The following is a 16,411-nucleotide window of genomic DNA, read 5'->3' as shown; positions in this document are numbered from 1 at the left end:
CTACTCTGCGGCGATCGAGTGGATGAGCTCCACGACGCGCGTCAGTACCGTGGGGTCCGTCTCCGGAGGAACGCCGTGGCCGAGGTTCAGGACATGGCCCGGCGCGTGCGCGCCCGCCGCGATGACCTCGCGGACGTGTGCTTCAAGGACCTCCCACGGTGCCGAAAGCAGCGCGGGATCGATGTTCCCCTGCAACGGCACTGTTCCACCCAAGCGACGATTGGCCTCGTCGAGGGGCAGGCGGTAGTCAACGCCCACCACGTCCACACCGACATCGCGCATGGCGACCAGGAGCTCGGACGTGCCGGTGCCGAAGTGAATCAGCGGAGCCCCCAAACCGCGGACGTGGTCGAGGGCCCGCGTCGAGGCAGGTGCCACGTACTTGGTGTAGTCGGCCAGACCCAGGGATCCTGCCCAGGAGTCAAAGAGCTGTGCGGCCGAAGCGCCGGCCTCAAGTTGCGCCTGCAGGAACATGCCGGAGGTATCGGCTGCCCAGTTCGCCAAGGCTTCCCACGTTTCAGGATCAGCGTGCATCATGGTCCGCGGGCCGAGGTGGTCACGCGACGGCTTTCCCTCAACCATGTAGGCAGCAAGGGTGAACGGTGCACCGGCGAACCCGATCAGCGGCGTCTTGCCAAGTTCGGCAACGGTCAGGCGGACGGCTTCGCGGATGGGTTCAAGGGCTTCCCAGGTCAGAGTGGGAAGTGCCGCCACGTCCTCAGCCGTGCGCACGGGCTTGTCCAAAACCGGACCCACACCGGGGACGATGTCCACGCCCACCCCGGCAAGCTTCAAGGGGATGACGATGTCGGAGAAGAAGATAGCGGCATCGACGTCGTGGCGGCGGACCGGCTGAAGCGTGATCTCAGCGGCCAGCTCGGGCCTCAGGCATGAGTCAAGCATCGCAACGCCCTCGCGCACCTTCAGGTACTCGGGCAGGGAGCGACCGGCCTGGCGCATGAACCACACGGGCCTGCGGGAGGGCGTGCCACCGCGGTAGGCCGTGATCAACGGGGAGTCCGAGGTGCGGCCGTCCTTCAGCGGGTGGTTGGCGCCGAGGGTTCCCGCCGGGGCGGTGGAGGCCGTACTGTTGGATGCTGCCGCGCTAGAAGTCATGCCTTCGATTGTGCCGAAAATCCGGGGCAAAAGATAACGACAAGCTGTCACGTCGCGCCCCGCCCGGGCCGTTGTGGCCGGGATCACTCGCCTGCGTGTGGATCACCACGGCGCCACATTGTTCTACCGGGCTACGAAAAAGCTATGATTGGGGTGCTGTGGTTCTTTTCTCATTGGTGGCTACACACGCCGACATCGACCTCGAAACTGTCGCTCAGTTGAGCAACGGTTCCTCTGGGCTTGCCTCCGCTGCCCTCATCGATTCCCCTGTGGTTTCCGGAACGGTGGTGTTGGCCACCTGCAACCGCTACGAGGTTTACGGGGAAACAGCCAATGGGGCCGACCTTGAAGCAGCCCGCTCCGCCCTCGTTTCGCAGATCAGTGAGCTGAGCGGCCTCAACGAGCAACTCGTATCCCGCTCCTTCGCCACCCACACTGGAGCCGATGTCACCAGGCACCTCTTCGCCGTGAGCGCGGGCCTGGACTCCGCGGTTGTGGGCGAACGTGAAATCGCCGGCCAGGTACGCCGGGCACTGATTACCGCCCAGCAGGAAGGCACGGCTAGCTCCGGGCTCGTCCGGCTTTTCCAGGCGGCTTCCAAGACCGCCAAGGATGTCGGTGCGCAGACTGCCCTCGGCTCCCGCGGCCTCTCCATCGTCTCCGTTGCATTGGACCTCGCCACTGACCTCGCTGAAAACGATGATTGGTCGACCAAACAGGTAGTCGTCTTCGGTACCGGAGCGTACGCCGGCGCCACAATGTCGCTGCTCAGGGAACGCGGCTGCACTGAGGTCTCCGTCTATTCTTCCTCCGGCCGCGCCGAAGGCTTCGTCGCCACCCGCGGTGGGACCGCGCTCGACGCCGACACGCTCCCCGCTGCTGTTGCCGCAGCTGACGTCATGATTGGCTGCAGCGGTTCCGACAACCGGGTTGAGGCCGCTGAACTTGCCCGCGTCCGGGAAAACTCGGGCAAGCCGTTGATCGCGATCGACCTTGCCCTTACCCATGACTTCGACCCCGCTGTGGGAGAACTCGACGGCGTTGAGCTCCTGACGCTTGAGTCCGTTCGTCTCGCCGCACCCCAGGAACAAGCAGAATCGCTGTCCCAGGCCAGCGCAATCGTCACCGGGGCTGCCGCGTCCTTCGAGTCAGAGCGCGAGGCCCGGTCTGTGGACACGGCCATTGTGGCGCTGCGACGCCACACCATGAATGTCCTGGACGCCGAGATGGAAAAGGTGCGCGCCCGCCACGGTTGCACTGCTGCCGCCGAAGAGGTTGAGTTCGCGCTGCGCCGCATGGTCAAGCAACTCCTCCACATCCCGACGGTCCGTGCGCGCGAACTCGCTTCCAACGGCCAACAAGATGACTATGTAGCCGCCCTTGAGGCCCTCTACGGCATCCAGGTGGAACAGCCGCAGTCAGCAACCCCGGCCGCGGAGTGCCCCGTGGACCACCAGCAACTCCGCTCCGAAAGCGCCTGACGCAACCGCTAGGCGAAAGCGTTCACGCCCGTCATCCCAGCGGAAAGCTCCCACAGTTTCCTTGCCGCGTCCTTGTCGACGGCGTGGGGGTCTACTCCCTGATAACGCGCCAGCGGTGACTCCTTCTCCGTGGGATGCGCTATATCGCAGTCCTCGCAGTAGACACCGCCCTTGCCAGCCAGCGCTTTGGACGTAGCAGCCCACAGCGACGTCGCTGCACCTTGTTCCGGCGTCTTGAAACCCTCACGAAGATTGCCCTCGGCGTCCATCCAGCCTGCGGCCACCATCTCTTCCTTGGGCAAGTGACGTTGCAGCTCGGTCATGATGCCCCCAGGGTGCACCGCGAAGGCACGCACGCCGAAGTCCCGGCCCAGCCGGTCCAACTCGACGGCAAAAAGCGCATTTGCGGTCTTGGCCTGGCCATAGGCTCGCCATTTGTCGTAGCCGGCAGTGAAATTGATGTCGTCGAACCGGATGGAGGACAGCTTGTGGCCGGTGGAGGACAAGGAAACAACGCGGGCGTCACCGGAAGCAGCCAAGGCCGGCCAGAGAACGTTGACCAGCGTGTAGTGCCCCAGATGATTGGTGGCGAACTGCGCTTCCCACCCCGGCCCCACACGCTGCTCTGGACTTGCCATGATGGCGGCGTTGTTGATCAGGATGTCCAGGGTGCTCTGCCCTTCCAGGAAGCGTGCCGCAAAATCCTTCACGCTGCCTTGGTCTGCCAGATCCAGTTGGTCAATCTGTACGTCGTTGGCCAGGCCGGCTTCCGCAAGGACGACTCGGGCGTGCTCCAGCCTGCGGGCCGGAACCGTTACCCGCGCTCCGGCCGAAACCAGGGCACGCACCGTTTCCAGTCCGAGGCCTGAGTATCCGCCGGTCACAATAGCCGTCCTGCCTGAGAGGTCGACTCCCGACACAACGTCCATGGCCGTGGAACCGTGTCCGAATTCCGAACCAAGCGGCTGCTGGGGTGTATCCGTGATTTCGCTCATGGTTGAGCTTCCCAGACGCACCGGCCCGGCAGCAACGAACTAGTAGCTCGGCTTCCCGGGCTCCACGTCGCGGACCCAGGCGAGAATGCCGCCGTCGAGATGCCGGACGCGGCTGTAGCCCGCCTTCTGCGCAGCTTCCAGGACAGCAGCGGAGCGCGTACCGGCCTTGCAATGGAAGATGATGTCCTTGTCCAGCGGCAAGTCCACCCACGCCTCACCGGAGAGGATCCTGCCCTGCGGTATGAGGACGGAACCGTCGATGCTCACGATGCTGTGCTCGCCCGATTCGCGGACATCCACCAGCTCGAAGTCCCTCTCCCCAGACTCCCGCTCAGCCAGCAGTCCGGCGAGTTCCTTGGCGGACACGGTGTGGTCCCGGTCAGTCGGAGCCAAGGGCGTCACACCACAAAAGGCCTCGTAGTCGGTGAGTTCGGTGATGGGGTCGGCTTCCGGATCCTTCGAAACCCTGATCTCGCGCCAGCTGCCGCCCAAGGCGTCAAAGAGCGCGACACGGCCCAGCAATGAACGCCCGACGCCGGTAATCAGCTTCACCGCTTCGGTCACCATGAGCGAGCCAACCGCTGCGCACAACATGCCGAAAACCCCGCCCTCACCACAGGACGGCACGGAGCCGGCGGGTGGCGCTTCGGGATACAGGTCCCGGTAGGTAGGTCCGTGGTCAGCCCAGAAAACACTTACCTGGCCGTCAAAACGGAAGATGGAACCCCATACGTATGGTTTGCCGAGAATGGCTGCGGCGTCGTTCACGAGGTATCGGGTGGCGAAGTTGTCGGCGCCATCCAGTACGAGGTCATACTGCGCAAACAAGTCCAGGGCGTTCGAGGAGTCGAGGCGAACGTTGTGCAGCACCACGCTCACCAACGGATTGAGTTCGGTGATGGCATTGCGTGCGGACTCGATCTTTGGAATGCCCACGTCCTTGACGCCGTGGATGACCTGGCGCTGCAGGTTGCTGAGGTCAACCACGTCATCGTCCACTATGCCGAGCGTGCCAACACCGGCAGCCGCCAAATACAACAGGGCCGGGGAACCAAGTCCCCCTGCGCCTATGACGAGGACTTTCGCATTCTTAAGCCTGCGTTGGCCCACGGCGCCGATTTCCGGAATGATGAGATGCCGGGAGTATCGCTCCACCTCGGCCGGCGTGAGTTCGGCAGCAGGTTCAACGAGGGGCGGCAGGACAGCGGGCGCAGCAGAGTGGGCAGCAACAATTGAGGCCATACCCCAATGTATGCCTGCCGATGCCGCCCGGTCATATTACCCACGAGTAGAGTGGTCATAACTGCAAAGGAAAGGCGGCAGACTGTGGCTGACGGCACACGGGCAAGCGATGGGGCACCAGCCAAGCAGGAACGGGCTGGTTCAACGCGTTCACCAAGGTTGCCGCGGGACGAGCGCCGCGCACAGTTACTGAACGCGGCGTTGGAAGTTTTCGTCTCCAACGGTTTCCATGGCGCTGCCATGGACGAAATCGCAGAGGCTGCCCACGTGAGCAAGCCTGTGCTGTACCAGCACTTCCCCTCCAAGCGAGAGCTCTACATGGCCCTCCTGGACAGCCACTTGGCAACGCTGACGGAACTGATGCTCAGTGCCTTGAACTCCACCACGGACAACAAGGAACGCGTTAAGGCTGTGATGCGCGCCTATTACAGGTTTATCGCTGATGACGACCAAGCCCACCGCCTGGTGTTCGAGTCCGACCTTATTAATGATCCCGATGTCAGCTCCCGTTTGGAGACTTTCAACAAGACGTTCGCCGACGCAGTCGCCCACGTCATTGCGGAAGACACCAAGCTGCCGCCCCTGGAGGCACAACTTCTTGGCCGTGGTCTGGCTGGAATGGCGCAGGTCAGCGCGCGGTACTGGCTTGAAACGGATGGAAACCTGGACCTCGATGTGGCCAGTGATCTGATCTATCGTTTAGCTTGGCGCGGAATCAGTCGATTCCCCAAAGAGTCCTAGGCTACAAATAGAGGACTGACTTAACACTTGATTGGCTTGGAGGCCTTGCTGTGGAAGTAAAGATCGGCATTCAGAACGTTGGCCGTGAAATCGTGCTCGAATCCGCTTTGGATGCCGATGCCGTTGCCAAGATCGTGGCCGAAGCCGTGTCCAAGGGCTCGGAACTGCGCCTGACCGATGAGAAGGGCCGCCAGATCATCGTCCCCGGCAGTGTCCTGGGTTACGTGGAGATTGGCGCCGAGGAAGTCCGCCGCGTCGGTTTCGGCGCCCTCTAGGGCATTGCCCACCTAACGTCGTCCGCTAAGGAGTCTTAATGCTTTCACTCGTGGTGGTGGTTCTGGCCACCGTTGCCACCGGCTTCATCGTGTGGGCCAACGACAAGAGGCACGGCAAGTACGGCATCGCCTTGCCGGCCGGCGTCTCTGCAGCCGTGGGCACCCTGAGCTGGATCGCTTTCATTAGTGCCGGTCTGGGCTACCAGCCAGGCGCAACGTGGATCCCTTGGGTCCTGCCGATCGTTCTGGGGACAGCTGCCGCCGCCGGCGTAGTGGTCTTCCTGGGCCGAACACGCACCCAGCACGATACTGCCGCCCTGACCAAAGCACTGAGGCTCTAACAGCGACAACCAAGCAACAGTGACCATCGCCCCTCGGGTGATGGTCACTGTTGCTTTAACGCTCCGCCAGTCCTGTTCAGGCGCCCCGATAGCGCTCCGGCTGGGCGGCGGCACCAATCCCGGCTGCGGCCTCACTCACGGAAGCCGCGGCGGCGACGTCGCGTTGGGTCACCTGCCCACCCGCATCGTGGGAGACGTAGCGCACGAACACCCGGTTGTAACGCCAGTCAAGATCCGGATGATGGTTTTGTTCTTCGGCGATCCGGCCGATCGCGGCGATAAGAGCCAGGGCAAGGGCCGCCGTCGGGGTTTTATAGACGGTGACGAGGCCATCCTGATATCTCCAGTCCGGAAGGTCCCGAAGAGCGCCTTCGACATCCGCCTGAGTCAGGTGGTCATCGTTGCCCGCCACGACTACTCCTTCCACACAGGAGAACCCTGCATCTAGAGGAACTCCGCCCGGCCCTCCATGGCTGAGGACGCCAAGGCGTGCTCTCGCCGCGGAATCCGGCCTGCTTGCTTGGCCAGCCTACCGGCGATGACGGCGTGTTTGAAGGCTTCGCCCATCTGTACCGGGTTCTGCGCCCTGGTCACTGCGGTGGCCAACAGGACGGCGTCGCAGCCCAACTCCATGGCGAGGGCGGCGTCGGATGCCGTCCCGATTCCAGCATCGAGCACCACCGGAACTGAGGCCCGGGACACGATGAGCTCGATGTTGTGCGGGTTCAGGATGCCGAGGCCCGTCCCAATGGGTGAGCCCAACGGCATGACGGCAGTGGCTCCCAGGTTCTCGAGCCTGAGTGCCAGTACGGGATCATCATTGGTATAGGCGAAAACCTTGAAGCCCCGGTTCACCAGTTGTTCCGTTGCATCCACCAGCTCCACGGCGTCCGGAAGCAGTGTGTGTTCGTCCGCGATGACTTCCAGCTTCACCCAGTCGGTCTCCAGGGCCTCGCGCGCCAGTTCAGCGGTCATCACGGCGTCCTTGGCAGTGAAGCAACCCGCCGTGTTGGGCAGCACGCGGATGCCATGGTCCACAAGGAGTTGGAAGAGCGATCCGGTTTCGGCCGGCGAGTAGCGCCGCATGGCCACAGTGGTGAGCTCGGTCCCGGAGGCCAGGAGTGCGGCGCCCAGACCGTCCAGGCTCGGGGCACCTCCTGTCCCCATGATCAGGCGGGAGCCGAATTCGACGCCCTCGATCACCAGCGCGTCGGTAGGTACGTCCGTGGTGCGGACCTCAGTGTTTGCTGTTGTCATGCTTCAGCCTCCTTGGACTGCGGTAACGAGTTCGAGTTCGTCTCCGGCGGCGAGCGCTGTCGCAGACCATTGGCTGCGCGGCACCACCTCGGAATTGCGCGCGACGGCGACACCCAGCTTGCCGCCGTCGGCTGCCTGTCCGCGGTGGTCCAGGACGCGGCCGGTGACAGCGGTGACGAGTGTGCTGACGGAAGCGTCCTCCGGCACTGCGTGGTCGGATCCGTTGAGTTTGATGTTCATGCTGTTTCCTTACTCGGAACGTGTGCCGGCGTAAGAGCCCGCGATAGGGATGTGTTGGTGGCGAAACGGTCCGGACGGAAGTGCGCCCATCGGGGGTCTGCCGAACCGTTGATCAGGTCGCACACGATCCTGGCGGCCACGGGTGTCAGGAGAACACCGTGACGGAAGAATCCTGTGGCGATCACCAGCCCGTCAACGTCTCCGCTGGTAGTGGCGACGCGGCCAAGAAGCGGTGCATTATCCGGAGTCCCGGGGCGGGCCCGGGCTGTTGCTTCAAGGAGTTCCAATTCCGCCACGGCAGGGACCAGGGTTTGGGCATCCCGCAGAAGTTGATATACGCCGCCGGCTGAGACAGCGTTGGACGACGCAGACAAGCCGTCCTCGCGTTGGGTGGCCCCGATGACCACGGTGCCATCATCCCGGGGAACGATGTACACCGGTACGCCGCGCACCATGCCGCGGACTGTGGAAGTCACCAACGGCCGCAGGTGGTCGGGGACGCGAAGCCTGAGGATGTCGCCGTATACCGGCCTCACAGGAAGGCTGAGACCGTCAGGGAGTCCGGACAACTCCGCGGCCCCCAGACCGTTGGCCACCACGGTTTCACTGGCGTGGACAGTGGCGCCGGAGTCGAGCTCCACTCCTGAGACGCGCCCACCGTCCCACAACAACCGGCGGGCGCCGGCACGGACCCCGTACCCGTCATCCGTTCCGTGCACCCACGTAGCGTCCCGGTGCGAGTGGTTCTCCAGTTCAGTCACCAGGCAGGCCGCCAGCTTCCGGGGATCCACTTGGTGATCGGCCGGGATGTCGAAGGCGCAGGAGATTTGCGGGCTGAGGAGCGGCTCGCGCACCCTCGCGTCGCGAAGGGCCAGCGGTTCAACGGCCAGGCCGGCTCCAAGCTGTACGGCGCGGAGATCGGCGAGCGCCCTGCGGTCGGCGGCGTCGGCACCCACGGCGAGTGTCGGCGTCGCGCGGTATCCAGTGTCAGTACCTTCACGGGAAAGTGCGTCCGCGAAGGACGGCCACAGGTGCGAAGACTCCAGCATCAGTTCCAGGAGGTCTTCCTCCTGGTAGTGCAGTTCGCTGACAGGGGCAAGCATCCCTGCCGCAGCGTAAGTGGCTCCGGTTGCCGGTGCGGGATCGATCAGTGCCACCGAGCGGCCCAGCCGCCGGGCTCCGTGGGCGATGCCAAGGCCAATAATGCCGCCCCCAATGACCGCCACGTCTGCGTGGAGGGGGGTATGGCGGGATTCTGCCATTCGTTTCCTTCCCTACGCCGGTACTAGCCGGATCAGGTCAAGCGGTCGGCGCTGAAGCCCTCTCAGCCGGACGGTCATATAACGAACGTCGCGGCTCCCGCAGTACGTGCCCAGTTTAGAGGAACTACTCTGGTTTCCATGACCCAGCCTGATGCCCTCTCCGCCGCCCGCCTGTACTTGTGCACCGATGCCCGCAAACAGCAAGGCGATTTCGAAGACTTTGTGGACGCCGCTTTCGAGGGCGGCGTGGACATCATCCAACTCCGCGACAAGGCGCTGGAAGCGGCCGAAGAATTGGAAATGCTGGCTGTCCTGCGCAGCGTGGCCCAACGTCATGGAAAGCTTTGGGCAGTGAACGACCGCGCCGATGTTGCCGGTATTTCCGGGGCTCCGGTGTTCCATGTCGGCCAAAAGGACCTCCCTTTGACGGCCGCCCGGACCCTCCTGCCGAACGTCACGGGAATAGGCCTGTCCACGCACACCACTACGCAGATCGATGCCGCAATCGCCGCGTCGTCGAGCCCCACCGGACTGGACTATTTCTGTGTCGGCCCCGTCTGGGCAACACCGACCAAACCCGGTCGGCAAGCCGTCGGTCTGGACCTGGTCACATTTGCCGCGAAAGCGGTCAAACACGCAGAAGTGGATCTCCCCTGGTTCGCCATCGGCGGCATCGACCACAGCAACGTGGAGCAGGTGGTTGCCGCTGGCGCCAGCCGCATCGTCGTCGTCCGGGCCATCACTGAGGCCACGGATCCGACAGCGGCCGCCAAGTCGCTGTTGCAGGCACTGGACACCGTATAGCGGAAGCAAGCGGCCAGGAGGTTACGCAGTCAGGCCGAGGCCTGTCATCCGTCGTGCGTGCTTCTCGGCGAGCTCGCCGGTCAGCCTCTTGACTGCTGCACGGGCGTCGCCACCGCTCCTCAGCGTGGGCCCCAGCTGCGGGTGTTCCGTGCCGACGCGTTGGGCCTGCGTCAGTGCTTCGCCCACCAGGCGTCGGCCCCAGAGGGCCAGACGCGAGGCCAAGCGGGGGTCATCGGCCAGTGCCCGCCTGAGCAGGACACGCAGGACCTCCGTTGCCTGATCGGGAGAAGCCACGCGATCAACGAACTGTTGGGTCGTGGCATCAAGGAATACCGCGACGGCCCTGTAAAAGTCCGATGACACGGTATCGATGACGTAGGCCTTCATGACGGATTCGAACCAGTCCCCTGGCTTGGTGCGTTCATGGAAGTGGTCGAAGGAGCGCTGGAACGGCAGCATGGCCTCTTCGGGATCGATGCCCATCTCGGCCAGCCGATCGTTGAGGAGTGCAAAGTTTCCGTAGGCGCCCACGGCGATTTTTGCCAAGACTGAGCGGTCATGAAGCGTGGGGGCGTAGCGGGAATCGACGGAGAGCCGCCCAAACGCTGACAACTCGCCATATGCCATTGCTCCAAGCAGCTCCGCGGCGAGTTGCCCGGTTGAAGCTGCAGCGTCCGGGGAAGTGCCCATGATCCAAGACTATCCGCCGGATTCGGGCTAACCTGATTTTCGTGTCACATCATCGGATTGCACCCAACGTCGACGATTCGTCGGACCAGCTTGCCGCCGCACTGGCTGCCCTGAGGACCGAGCTGGACCTTCCTGGTGCATATCCGGCAGCGGCCGTAGCAGAAGCACGCCAAGCCGTGGAAACCCTGAAGTTGCCGGACCGGGACATGCGCGAAATCCCCTTCCTGACCATCGACCCTGCCACGTCGACAGACCTGGACCAGGCGTTGTTCATGGACCGCTCCGGTGACGGATACAAGGTTCTCTACGCCATCGCCGACGTGCCGGCCTTCGTGGTCCCCGGCGGCGCCCTGGATGCCGAGACACGGCAGCGCGGGCAGACGTTCTACGCTCCTGACGGGCGGATCCCCCTGCACCCGGAGGTCATCAGCGAGAACGCCGGAAGCCTGCTGGCCGGCCAGGTCTGCAGTGCGTTCGTCTGGGAATTCGAGCTGGATGCGCAAGCGGATGTGGTGGCAGTGTCGATGGCGCGCGCTGTTGTTCGCAGCACTTCCAAGCTGAGCTACACGGGCGCCCAGCAGCAGATCGACGACGGAACAGCCCCACCCGTCCTGCAACTCCTGAAAGAAGTTGGCCTCAAGCGCGTTGAACTCGAACGGCTGCGCGGGGGCGCAAGCCTCAACATGCCGGAACAGGAAATAGTACAAGCGACCGACGGCGGCGGGTACAGGATCGCTGCCGCCCCGTCCTTGCCTGTGGAGGACTGGAATGCCCAGATCTCCCTCATGACCGGCATGGCCGCCGCCCAACTGATGCTTGACGGGAAGGTTGGCATCCTGCGGACCATGCCCGCGCCGGACGACCGTTCGCTGCTCCATTTCAAACGGCAGACCGTCGCACTGGGAAAGCCTTGGGACGGCAAGACCTCCTACGGCGAATACCTCCGGACGCTGGACGCATCCGATCCCAAGCAACTGGCCATCCTGCACTCGGCCGGCACCTTGTTCCGCGGCGCCGGCTACACTCCGTTTGACGGGGAGGTGCCCGCCAATGTGGTTCAGGCAGCCATTGGAGCTCCCTACGCCCACACCACCGCACCGTTGCGGCGGCTCATTGACCGTTTTGTCCTGGTGATCTGCGAAGCCCTGAGCAATAACCACCCGATACCGGCCTGGGCGCGTGATGCCCTGCCCTCCCTGCCCGACATCATGGCGTCCTCGGATCAGCTGGCCGGACGCCTCGAGCGCGCCGCCTTGGACACTGTGGAAGCGGCGCTGGTGGCCAACCACGTCGGGCAGGAGTTTGACGCCGTGGTCATATCCGGGTCCAAGCCTTCAAACGGCAATGCCAACGGAAAAGGCACGGGCAACGGTAACGGCAATGGAAACGGGAGCGGTCCTTACGGCGTCGTCCAGATTGCCGAACCTGCCGTGACTGCCCGCTGCGACGGCGAGTTGGAGTCCGGGACCAACGTTCGGGTACGGCTGGTGAAGGCCGATATTGCCAGCAGGGAGATCCGGTTCCAACTGCTTCCCTGACGGCCTTCCCGGCGGCGATCCGGGCTTTGCCGGCGCCAGAGGATAGACTAAGCCTGTAGTAATGGATGCCCGGTCGTTGATTCAGTGAATTTTTGAACTCAACAAGCCCGCCCCTACGCGATCTTGAGATGTACCAACTGGTCACCAGTGCCAGTACTTAGATAGCCCGCGATCGGCTTCCACTGGATTTGCTTGCGCGCCCGTTCGTGCTCCGGTACGGCTCCGCCGCCCCCGTTGAGCATGCAGCGCCAATGCCCAAATGAATAAGGAAACTCCCTGTGAGTGAATTGCATACCCATGAAGTCCTGACGGACTCCACCGGAACTGAAACCATCGAGCCCGAGGAAACGATCACCTCGGATGAGACGCCCCACGAGATCGAAGAAAAGTCGTTCGCTGACTACAACGTCCGCGCGGACATTGTTGAGTCCTTGGCCGACGCCGGGATCACCCATCCCTTCCCCATCCAGGCAATGACCCTGCCCGTAGCCCTGAGCGGCCACGACATCATCGGCCAGGCCAAGACCGGTACAGGCAAGACACTGGGCTTCGGCATTCCCGCGCTCCAGCGTGTGGTCGGCCGCGACGACGCCGGCTACGAAAAGCTTGCTGTCCCGGGCGCACCCCAGGCCCTGGTGATCGTCCCCACGCGTGAACTCGCGGTGCAGGTTGCCAACGACCTCCAGACTGCTTCACGCAAGCGCAACGCCCGCATCGCGACCATCTACGGCGGCCGTGCCTACGAGCCCCAGATCGATGCCCTGCAGAAGGGCGTCGAAATCGTTGTCGGTACCCCGGGCCGCCTGATCGACCTCTACAAGCAGAAGCACCTGAGCTTGAAGAACGTCAAGATGGTGATTCTTGATGAGGCGGACGAAATGTTGGACCTTGGCTTCCTCCCGGACGTTGAGACCCTGATCGCCGGCACCCCTGCCGTTCGGCAGACGCTGCTCTTCTCGGCCACGATGCCCGGCCCCGTGATCGCGATGGCACGCCGCTACATGACGCAGCCAACCCACATCCGCGCTGCTGATCCGAACGATGAAGGCCTCACCAAGCGCGATATCCGCCAGCTCATCTACCGTGCCCACAGCATGGACAAGACCGAAGTCGTGGCACGTATCCTGCAGTCACGCGGGCGCGGCCGGACCATCATCTTCACCAAGACCAAGCGCACCGCAGCGAAAGTTGCCGAGGAACTCGTCGACCGCGGATTCGCCGCTGCGGCCATCCACGGCGACCTTGGCCAGGGTGCCCGCGAGCAGGCCCTCCGGGCCTTCCGCAACAACAAGGTGGACGTCCTGGTAGCAACCGACGTTGCCGCCCGCGGCATCGACGTCGACGACGTCACGCACGTCATCAACTACCAGTGCGTTGAAGACGAGAAGATTTACTTGCACCGTGTTGGCCGCACCGGCCGCGCAGGCAACAAGGGCACTGCCGTCACGTTCGTGGACTGGGACGACATGCCCCGCTGGGGCCTGATCAACAAGGCCCTGGGACTCAGCGTTCCCGAGCCTGTTGAGACGTACTCCTCCTCACCGCACCTCTACACCGATCTGGACATCCCCGAGGGCACCAAGGGCAGGCTGCCGCGCAACAAGCGCGTCCTCGCCGGCGTAGACGCCGAGGTACTTGAAGACCTTGGCGAGACCGGCAAGAAGAACGCACGCTCCGGCAGTTCCGGCCGGGACGGCGGACGCGATGGCGGCCGTGGCCGCGACGGGGGACGTGGCCGTTCCGGCAAGTCCGGCGACTCCGACTCCAGCGAATCCAAGGGCGATGGTGGACGCAACCGTACGCGCCGCCGTCGTACGTCAGAAGGCGAAGCAGCCCCAGCGGCCGGCGCCTCAGACGCCCGCACGGCCGCATCGGACAGCGCTGAAAAGCCTGCCAGGACGCGTCGTACCCGCACGCGCCGCCGCAACGGCGAAGTGGTCTCCGGTGAGACTGCAGCTGCCCAGTCCGGCAGCGCCGAGGCCTAAAAACCTCAATGACTGAAACTGTTTGGGCGCCGGACGGCGGCAATTTGGTGGTGCACGCGGACAACGCGGAATTCCTCCCTTCGCTGCCGGACGGCGCCTTCACACTCATTTACGTGGACCCGCCCTTCAATACCGGCCGGGTCCAGCGTCGCCAGGAAACCCGCATGGTCCGCAACGCGGACGGCGACGGCGACCGCGTCGGCTTCAAAGGCCGGTCCTACGACACCATCAAGGGCGCCCTCCACAGCTACGACGACGCCTTCAGCGACTACTGGTCCTTCCTGGAACCCAAGCTCGTAGAGGCCTGGCGGCTGTTGGCTGACGACGGCACCTTGTACCTTCACCTCGATTACCGTGAGGTGCACTATGCCAAGGTGATGCTCGACGCCATCTTTGGCCGGGAATGCTTCCTCAACGAGATCATCTGGGCCTACGACTACGGCGCCCGCGCCAAGAACCGTTGGCCAACCAAGCACGACAACATCCTGGTGTACGTCAAGAACCCCACCAAGTACCATTTCGACAACGCCGAAGTGGACAGGGAACCGTACATGGCACCGGGCCTCGTCACGCCCGCAAAGCGAGAGCTCGGAAAATTGCCCACGGATGTCTGGTGGCACACCATTGTTTCGCCCACCGGCCGCGAAAAGACCGGGTATCCCACCCAGAAGCCCGAAGGACTGGTCCGCCGGATCGTCTCAGCATCAAGCCGTGAGGGCGACTGGTGCCTGGATTTCTTTGCAGGCTCCGGAACCCTCGGTGCCGTGGCAGCCAAACTGGGCCGCAGCTTTGTGTGCGTAGACCAGAATGAACAGGCCATCGAGGTCATGCGCAAACGACTGGGCACCAAGGCCGTCTTCCACGAGATCCAGCCCACCAGCCTCTAGAGCGTTCAAACCGGGCTTCAGGCGACGCCTTTGACGAAGGCCGTCACGGAGTCTGCGATCATCTGCACCGCAATCGCGGAGAGCAGCAGGCCGGCGATCCTGGTAACAAGCTCCACGCCGTTCTCGCCCAGCACGCGCTGCACCACACCCGCGAACCGCATCGCCAGGTACAGCGAGGCCAGCACTGCCGCGATGCCAAGTCCCACGGCCAAATATTCGGACAATTCGGTGGACTGCTGGACAAAGACCATGACCGCCACGATCGCGCCGGGACCGGCCATCAAGGGAGTACCCAGAGGCACGAACGCGACGTTCTTGTACTTGGCGGCATTCTCCTCGCCGCTGGTGGAACCAGTCAGGAGCTGCAATGCGATCAGCACCAGCAGCAGGCCACCGGCACCCTGCAAGGCCGCCAGCGAAATATGCATGTAGTTCAGGATGGACTGACCGAAGATCGCGAACACCACGATCACGCCAGTGGCCACCAAGAGCGCCTGGAACGCAGAGCGGTTTCTGTCTTTCGCGGACATCTGGGCCGTCAATGACATGAAAATGGGCACCGTACCGGGTGGATCCATGATCACGAACAACGTAACGATCACCGATGCGAGCAGCTGCAAATCCATCAGCGGACCCCCTTCACCGAATCACCGTGGATCCTGTTGCCAACTCCTCGATCCGTGCCAGGACCTCCGGCGATGTCATGTTCTCGCCCAAGAGGTTGGGTTTGCCCGCTCCGTGATAGTCGGAGGAGCCCGTCATGAGCAGGCCGTGTTCCGCCGCCAACCCCCGCAGGAACCCGCGTCCATCCTCCGGGTTGTCCCGATGCTCGACTTCAAGTCCCAGCAGTCCGGCGTCGATCATCTCCCTGTACGTCCGCTCCCCCACGATGCGTCCCCGCGATGACGCCACCGGGTGGGCGAAGACCGGAACGCCGCCCGCGGCACGGACAAGCTCGACGGCGAACGCCGGGTTGGGCGCGTAGTGCTGCACGAAGTACCGCGAATGTGAGGTGAGGATGGAGGTGAAGGCTTCGGTCCGATCGGCGACGACGCCAGCGGCGACCAAAGCATCGGCAATGTGGGGGCGCCCGACAGTTGCACCTGGGGCGACGTGGTGGATGACGTCGTCCCAGGTCAAGGGATAGTCCTCGGACAACAAGGTGACCATGTGCTCGGCACGGGTGAGCCGGGCATCCTTGGACTTGGTGATCTCCTCCAACAATCCCGGGTGGGCGGGGTCGTGCAGGTAGCTGAGCAAGTGGACGCTGATGCCCTGTTCCGTTCGGCACGAGATCTCCATGCCCGGGACAAAGGAGATGCCATGTTCCAGGGCAGCTGCAGCCGCTGGCTCCCAGCCATCCGTGGAATCGTGGTCAGTCAGAGCGACCGCGTCCAAGCCTGCCGCCACAGCGGAAATAATCACCCCCGCGGGTGTCTCGGTTCCGTCGGAAACGTTGGAGTGCGCATGCAGGTCTATCCTCACTTTCACAGCCTATTGGATGCAGCCCGGCTTGGAGCGCTGCGCCGTTGGCCTCCTCACGGAACTGGTGGGACG

Annotated in this window: 18 protein-coding genes and 1 riboswitch; of the genes, 8 read left to right on the top strand and 10 right to left on the bottom strand. The window is 63.7% G+C overall.

Going from position 1 to position 16,411, the window contains the following annotated elements; genetic code table 11:
- The gene (hemE, locus tag ACSSVG_RS17755; RefSeq protein ID WP_231337935.1) at positions 1-1,116 is read right to left on the bottom strand and encodes a uroporphyrinogen decarboxylase; all 1,116 of its coding nucleotides are present in this window, start codon (positions 1,114-1,116) and stop codon (positions 1-3) included.
- A 158-nt stretch (positions 1,117-1,274) separates the two neighbouring features.
- Between hemE and ACSSVG_RS17750 the strand changes: the two genes are divergently transcribed.
- Positions 1,275-2,597, top strand: coding sequence for a glutamyl-tRNA reductase (locus ACSSVG_RS17750; protein ID WP_492415767.1), 1,323 nt, complete (start codon positions 1,275-1,277; stop codon positions 2,595-2,597).
- Between the two features lie 8 nt (positions 2,598-2,605).
- On the opposite strand, the gene ACSSVG_RS17745 is transcribed toward ACSSVG_RS17750, so the two are convergent.
- Positions 2,606-3,592 carry an SDR family NAD(P)-dependent oxidoreductase gene (locus ACSSVG_RS17745; protein ID WP_492415766.1) on the bottom strand — a complete coding sequence of 329 codons (987 nt, stop codon included), beginning with the start codon at positions 3,590-3,592 and terminating at the stop codon, positions 2,606-2,608.
- Positions 3,593-3,631: 39 nt separating this feature from the next.
- Positions 3,632-4,834: a molybdopterin-synthase adenylyltransferase MoeB gene (moeB, locus tag ACSSVG_RS17740; RefSeq protein ID WP_492415765.1), complete on the bottom strand. Its 1,203-nt coding sequence runs from the start codon at positions 4,832-4,834 to the stop codon at positions 3,632-3,634.
- Between the two features lie 6 nt (positions 4,835-4,840).
- Between moeB and ACSSVG_RS17735 the strand changes: the two genes are divergently transcribed.
- Genes ACSSVG_RS17735 through ACSSVG_RS17725 form a run of 3 tightly spaced genes read left to right on the top strand, consistent with a single transcriptional unit; the run spans position 4,841 to position 6,191 of the window.
- On the top strand, positions 4,841-5,575 hold the full coding sequence (locus ACSSVG_RS17735) for a TetR/AcrR family transcriptional regulator (RefSeq protein ID WP_253468618.1): 735 nt from the start codon (positions 4,841-4,843) through the stop codon (positions 5,573-5,575).
- Positions 5,576-5,625: 50 nt separating this feature from the next.
- Positions 5,626-5,850 (top strand): DUF3107 domain-containing protein, encoded by a 225-nt coding sequence (locus tag ACSSVG_RS17730; protein WP_026539987.1) that lies wholly within the window; start codon positions 5,626-5,628, stop codon positions 5,848-5,850.
- Positions 5,851-5,888: 38 nt separating this feature from the next.
- Entirely contained in the window at positions 5,889-6,191 is a 303-nt protein-coding gene (locus ACSSVG_RS17725) for a hypothetical protein (protein WP_231337930.1), read from the top strand.
- Between the two features lie 76 nt (positions 6,192-6,267).
- Here the strand turns inward: ACSSVG_RS17725 and ACSSVG_RS17720 are convergent, their stop codons facing one another.
- From ACSSVG_RS17720 to thiO, 4 genes are all read right to left on the bottom strand, one after another.
- Complete coding sequence (locus ACSSVG_RS17720; RefSeq protein ID WP_253468620.1) at positions 6,268-6,603, bottom strand: 4a-hydroxytetrahydrobiopterin dehydratase; 336 nt, start codon at positions 6,601-6,603, stop codon at positions 6,268-6,270.
- Positions 6,604-6,635: 32 nt separating this feature from the next.
- Positions 6,636-7,448, bottom strand: a complete 813-nt coding sequence (locus tag ACSSVG_RS17715; RefSeq protein WP_256491633.1) for a thiazole synthase — start codon at positions 7,446-7,448, stop codon at positions 6,636-6,638.
- A 3-nt stretch (positions 7,449-7,451) separates the two neighbouring features.
- Positions 7,452-7,688 (bottom strand): sulfur carrier protein ThiS, encoded by a 237-nt coding sequence (gene thiS, locus ACSSVG_RS17710; RefSeq protein ID WP_159703647.1) that lies wholly within the window; start codon positions 7,686-7,688, stop codon positions 7,452-7,454.
- On the bottom strand, positions 7,685-8,950 hold the full coding sequence (gene thiO / locus ACSSVG_RS17705) for a glycine oxidase ThiO (protein WP_492415764.1): 1,266 nt from the start codon (positions 8,948-8,950) through the stop codon (positions 7,685-7,687). Before thiO ends, thiS begins: the two co-directional genes overlap by 4 nt.
- A riboswitch (TPP riboswitch) is annotated at positions 8,943-9,061 on the bottom strand. (Overlaps the previous gene by 8 nt.)
- Before the next feature lie 27 nt (positions 9,062-9,088).
- Between thiO and thiE the strand changes: the two genes are divergently transcribed.
- Complete coding sequence (thiE, locus tag ACSSVG_RS17700; protein ID WP_492415763.1) at positions 9,089-9,754, top strand: thiamine phosphate synthase; 666 nt, start codon at positions 9,089-9,091, stop codon at positions 9,752-9,754.
- A 21-nt stretch (positions 9,755-9,775) separates the two neighbouring features.
- Here thiE and ACSSVG_RS17695 read toward each other — a convergent pair whose 3' ends face one another.
- Entirely contained in the window at positions 9,776-10,444 is a 669-nt protein-coding gene (locus ACSSVG_RS17695) for a ferritin-like fold-containing protein (protein WP_492415762.1), read from the bottom strand.
- 41 nt (positions 10,445-10,485) lie between these two features.
- On the opposite strand from ACSSVG_RS17695, the gene ACSSVG_RS17690 reads away from it, so the two are divergent.
- The 3 genes from ACSSVG_RS17690 (at position 10,486) to ACSSVG_RS17680 (ending at position 14,854) form a co-directional block, all read left to right on the top strand.
- Positions 10,486-11,982, top strand: a complete 1,497-nt coding sequence (locus ACSSVG_RS17690; protein ID WP_231337925.1) for an RNB domain-containing ribonuclease — start codon at positions 10,486-10,488, stop codon at positions 11,980-11,982.
- A gap of 278 nt (positions 11,983-12,260) precedes the next feature.
- Positions 12,261-13,967: a DEAD/DEAH box helicase gene (locus ACSSVG_RS17685; RefSeq protein WP_231337924.1), complete on the top strand. Its 1,707-nt coding sequence runs from the start codon at positions 12,261-12,263 to the stop codon at positions 13,965-13,967.
- Positions 13,968-13,975: 8 nt separating this feature from the next.
- The gene (locus tag ACSSVG_RS17680) at positions 13,976-14,854 is read left to right on the top strand and encodes a DNA-methyltransferase (protein ID WP_231337923.1); all 879 of its coding nucleotides are present in this window, start codon (positions 13,976-13,978) and stop codon (positions 14,852-14,854) included.
- A gap of 17 nt (positions 14,855-14,871) precedes the next feature.
- Here the strand turns inward: ACSSVG_RS17680 and ACSSVG_RS17675 are convergent, their stop codons facing one another.
- Both ACSSVG_RS17675 and ACSSVG_RS17670 read right to left on the bottom strand, forming a co-directional pair.
- A complete protein-coding gene (locus tag ACSSVG_RS17675) occupies positions 14,872-15,480 on the bottom strand; it encodes a MarC family protein (RefSeq protein ID WP_231337922.1) in 609 nt (202 codons plus the stop codon).
- Between the two features lie 13 nt (positions 15,481-15,493).
- Entirely contained in the window at positions 15,494-16,339 is an 846-nt protein-coding gene (locus ACSSVG_RS17670) for a PHP domain-containing protein (protein WP_231337921.1), read from the bottom strand.
- Between the last annotated feature and the right edge of the window lie 72 nt (positions 16,340-16,411).

It is taken from the genome of Paenarthrobacter sp. E2MeOHC11, from assembly GCF_058744955.1.
Note: the sequence above shows the minus strand (reverse complement) of the source record. Positions and strands in the feature narration are given on the sequence as shown.